The organism is Longimicrobium sp., from assembly GCF_036280135.1.
In the GTDB taxonomy this organism is placed as follows: domain Bacteria; phylum Gemmatimonadota; class Gemmatimonadetes; order Longimicrobiales; family Longimicrobiaceae; genus Longimicrobium.
In genome coordinates, this window is record NZ_DASURI010000929.1 from 1 (window position 1) to 4,709 (window position 4,709).

Below are 4,709 nucleotides of genomic sequence, written 5' to 3' on the forward strand. Positions count from 1 at the left end.
CGACCACGCCGTAGAGATCGAGCAGGACGGCCGCCGCTTCCAGGCGCGCACGGACGGCGACGGCGTCGCGCGGCTGTTCCCCGGCCTGCCGCACCATCGCCTGCGCGAGGGCGCGTTCACCGTCCGCCCGGAAGGCGGCACGGCGCAGCAGCTTGTCTACCGCCGCGGCGGCTTTGCGCACGGGACGCGTCCGCTGCTGGAGGTGAACCAGCCGCTGGCGGCGCGCGACCGCCGGCCCGTGCTGGAGATCGGCTTCATGATCGACGCGACCGGCTCCATGGGCGACGAGATGGCGTACATCCAGTCGGAGCTGCGCGACATCATCGGCCGCGTGCAGCCGCTGGGCGCGCCCTTCGACGTGCGCATCGGCGTGGTGTACTATCGCGACCGGGGCGACGAGTTCGTCACCCGCGTGCAGCCGTTCACCGACGACGTGGACGCCACGGTCGCGTTCCTCTCGCGCACGGAGGCCAGCGGCGGCGGCGACTTTCCCGAGGAGATGAACGCCGCCTTTCGCGACGCCATGCGGCTGGGCTGGTCGGAGGAGCCGGCCGCGCGCATCCTGTTCGTGGTGGCCGACGCGCCGCCGCACGAGTACGCCGACGCCGCCTACACCTACCACGACGCCCTGGCGGATGCCAGCCGGCGCGGCATCGCCATCTTTCCCCTGGCGTCCAGCGGCATCGACCGGCCCACGGAGTACCTGATGCGCGCCATGGCCGTGGCAACGGGCGGCAAGTACGTCTTTTTGACGGACGACAGCGGGATCGGCAACCCGCACCTCACACCGGAGACGGACTTTCGCGTGGAGCCGCTGAACGACCTGATGGTGCGCGAGATCCGCGCGTACGCCGCCTCGCGCTTTCCGCAGGTGCGCGAGCTGCGCGGCCGCATCGCGTCCCGCCGCTGAACCGCCGGACGGGAAACGGGTTGCTCCGGCGGAGCCTTGATTGATTTCCTGAGGGAGCGCCCGCGCAGACGTTGCCACTCACCAGCCTCTGGGCGCGACCGAAGGATCTTCCACGCATGGCAGGGACTCACCTCACGCGCTGGGTCCCTGCACGGCGGGCAAGATCCTTCGGTCGGCGCCAGAGGTCCCCGACCGGTCGGGATCCAGCGGCGCCTCCCTCAGGAAATCAAGAGGACGTTCCGTGAACGGATGGACGCGGGCGGCTTCGCGTGGCAGAATCATCTTCCATCGGCCGAATCGATCCACGTCCTCCGCCTCATCCGCTTCACCTCATGAACCGCAAGCGCCTGCTGCTCACCACCACGTCGTCGCTGGACGGGTGGACCATCGAGGAGTACCTGGGCCCCGTCTCGGCCGAGGTGGTCGTGGGGACGGGGCTGTTCACGGACTTCTTTTCCAGCTGGACGGACTTTTTCGGGATGGAGTCGCGCGCCCACCAGAGCAAGCTGGACCAGATCAAGGAGCGCGCGCTGGCCACCATCGAGTACAAGGGCCTGCGGCTGGGCGCCACCGCCGTCATCGGCCTGCGCGTGGACCACGACGAGATCAGCGCCGGCGGCAAGTCGCTGCTGATGGTGACGGCCATGGGTACGGCCGTCCGCGCGAGCCGCGCCGGGCCCGGCACCGGGACGCACGCGCCGGCGGGCACCGGCGCCATCTCCGCGCACGACCTCAAGACGGAGCGCGACCGCCTGCGCCTGCTGCAGCGCGCCCAGGCCGGCCAGCTGGACCTGGGCGACACGGCCATCTGGGACTTCGTCGTCGACAACCAGGTGGAGGAGCTGGCGCCGCACGTGCTCAAGCGCGCCGTGAACCTGAACAACCAGTGGGCGTACGACCCCGCCCAGCGCGACCGGGCGTGGGCGCCGCTCAAGGAGTTCTTTTTTCGCCTGACGCCGGACCACGGCGCCAACCACCTGTACGGCGCCCTCTCCGGCCCCGAGCCCGAGGCCGAGTTCGCCATCCAGGTCATCCGCGAGGCGGCCCTGCTGGACGTGGAGCGCGTGGGCGGGATGCTGCGCCAGGGCGACCCCACGCTGTCCATCCGCGCCCTGCAGGTGGTCCCCGCCGACAAGCCGTTCTACACGCCCGACGACATCGCCCCGCTGGAGGCCCTGCGCGCGCTCATCCCCGTCGCCCTGCCGCCCATCCCCACCACGCGCAAGAAGGGGCTGATGGGCGAGAAGGAGGTGTGGGCGTGCCCGTGCGGCGAGCAGCCGGACGCAAAGATGCAGGCGTGCGGCGTCTGCGGCCGCGACCGCTACGGCACGCCGCAGCGCTGGCTGAACCCCGACCGCGCCGTCGCCCTGCTGGACGAGCGGATCGGCCTGCTCAAGACGCAGTTCGCCGGCGAGTAGACGCCGCGGCAAACGGCTTGTGTCACACGGCACTTCGTGAACGGCACTGCGTGAACGGTTTTATCCGTTACCGTTGACTCCGTTCGCGAAGCGCCGTGTGAGAATGCAGTTTCCCTGGTGAGGCAGACGGACCGGATGATGGTCTGCCACGCGACCGCCAGAACGGCAGTCAGGGCCGCCGGATCTGCAGGAAACACATGGAAATACGTGGCATAGGCGTTGCCCTTCCCCAGGGCAGCGCTGTACGGCGCCCCGGGACCTGAGCCGTCCCGCGCGGCGCCTTTTGTTTCAGTTCAATCGCAACGTATACAACGACAAGGAGCCCGAGCATGGCGAAGGTCATCGGGATCGATCTTGGAACGACCAACTCCGTGGTCGCCGTGATGGAAGGCGGCGACCCGGTGGTGATTCCCAACGCCGAGGGCGGGCGCACCACGCCGTCCGTCGTGGCGTTCACCAAGGACGGCGAGCGGCTGGTGGGCCAGGTGGCGCGCCGCCAGGCCATCACCAACCCCACCAACACCATCTTCTCCATCAAGCGCTTCATGGGCCGCAAGGAGGCCGAGGTGCAGAGCGAGGAGAAGCTGGTGCCGTACAAGGTCACGAGCGGCAGCGGCGGGCTGGCGCAGGTGGACGTGCCCAACGTGGGCAAGACGTTCACGCCGCCCGAGATCTCGGCGATGATCCTTCAGAAGATGAAGCAGACCGCCGAGGACTACCTGGGGAGCACCGTCTCGCAGGCCGTCATCACCGTGCCGGCGTACTTCAACGACGCGCAGCGGCAGGCCACCAAGGACGCCGGCAAGATCGCCGGCCTGGAGGTGCTGCGCATCATCAACGAGCCCACGGCCGCCGCGCTGGCGTACGGCCTGGACAAGAAGAAGGAAGAGAAGATCGCCGTCTACGACCTGGGCGGCGGCACGTACGACATCAGCATCCTGGAGCTGGGCGAGGGCGTCTTCGAGGTCAAGGCGACCAACGGCGACACCCACCTGGGCGGCGACGACTTCGACCAGCGCATCATCGACTGGCTGGTGGAGGAGTTCCGCAAGGACCAGGGGATCGACCTGTCCAAGGACCCCATGGCGCTGCAGCGCCTCAAGGAGGCCGCGGAGAAGGCCAAGATGGAGCTGTCGACCACCATGTCGACGGACATCAACCTGCCCTTCATCACGGCCACGCAGGAAGGCCCCAAGCACCTGAACGTCAACCTGACGCGGGCGCGCTTCGAGCAGCTGGTGGACGACCTTGTGCGGCGCACCATCCCGCCCATGGAGCAGGCGCTCAAGGACGCGGGCCTCAAGCCGGGCGACGTGGACGAGGTGATCCTGGTGGGCGGCAGCACCCGCATCCCCAAGATCCAGGAAGTGGTCAAGAACTTCTTTGGCAAGGACCCGCACCGCGGCGTGAACCCCGACGAGGTGGTGGCCGTGGGCGCCGCCATCCAGGGCGGCGTGCTGGCGGGCGAGGTCAAGGACGTGCTGCTGCTGGACGTGACGCCGCTGTCGCTGGGCATCGAGACGCTGGGCGGCGTGTTCACCAAGCTCATCGAGCGCAACACGACCATCCCGACCAAGAAGTCGGAGACGTTCAGCACGGCCGAGGACAGCCAGACCACGGTGGAGATCCACGTGCTGCAGGGCGAGCGCGAGATGGCCGTCTACAACAAGACCATCGGCAAGTTCCAGCTGCAGGGCATTCCGCCGGCACCCCGCGGCATGCCGCAGATCGAGGTCACGTTCGACATCGACGCCAACGGCATCCTGCACGTGAGCGCCAAGGACCGGGCCACGGGCAAGGAGCAGAAGATCCGCATCGAGGCGTCCAGCGGCCTGAGCGAGACCGAGATCGACAAGATGGTCAAGGACGCCGAGAGCCACGCGTCCGAGGACAAGGAGCGCCGCGAGCAGGTGGAAGCCCGCAACCGGCTGGACTCCATGGTCTACGAGGTCGAGAAGAACGTCAAGGAGTGGGACGACAAGCTCGACCAGGCCACCAAGGACAAGCTCAACGAGTCGCTGGAGCGCGCCCGCAAGGCCCTCAAGCAGGACGACGTGGCCGAGGTGCGCAGCGCCTTCGAGGAGCTGCAGCAGTCGTACGCGGCGGCGGGTGCCAGCATCTACCAGGCGCAGCAGGCGGCGGGCGGCGCGGCCGATGCCGGCTTCACGGGCGGCGCCACGGCCGGCGCGGGCTTTGAGAACGACGCCACGGCCAGCGCCCGTCCGCAGGACGACGTCGTCGAGGCGGACTACGAGATCGTGGACGACGAGAAGAAGTAACCGTCCCTCGATCTCTGCGGGTCACCTGATGGACTGAGATCGGCCCCGTCTCCGGATTCCCGGTGGCGGTGCCGATTTCGCGGGGAAGTGCCAAGTGCCGAG

General features: G+C 68.6%; 3 protein-coding genes. All 3 read left to right on the forward strand.

Going from position 1 to position 4,709, the window contains the following annotated elements:
• On the forward strand, positions 1 to 910 hold a 910-nt coding region (locus VFZ20_RS29880), incomplete at its 5' end, for a vWA domain-containing protein (RefSeq protein WP_329687625.1).
• A 332-nt stretch (positions 911 to 1,242) separates the two neighbouring features.
• Positions 1,243 to 2,328: a YbjQ family protein gene (locus VFZ20_RS29885; RefSeq protein WP_329687626.1), complete on the forward strand. Its 1,086-nt coding sequence runs from the start codon at positions 1,243 to 1,245 to the stop codon at positions 2,326 to 2,328.
• A 329-nt stretch (positions 2,329 to 2,657) separates the two neighbouring features.
• Positions 2,658 to 4,607, forward strand: a complete 1,950-nt coding sequence (gene dnaK / locus VFZ20_RS29890) for a molecular chaperone DnaK (protein WP_329687627.1) — start codon at positions 2,658 to 2,660, stop codon at positions 4,605 to 4,607.
• Positions 4,608 to 4,709 lie beyond the last annotated feature (102 nt).

Coding starts and splice junctions, on each gene's coding strand:
- VFZ20_RS29885 (WP_329687626.1), top strand. CDS start 1,243: ATGAACCGCAAGCGCCTGCTGCTCACCACCACGTCGTCGCTGGACGGG.
- dnaK (WP_329687627.1), top strand. CDS start 2,658: ATGGCGAAGGTCATCGGGATCGATCTTGGAACGACCAACTCCGTGGTC.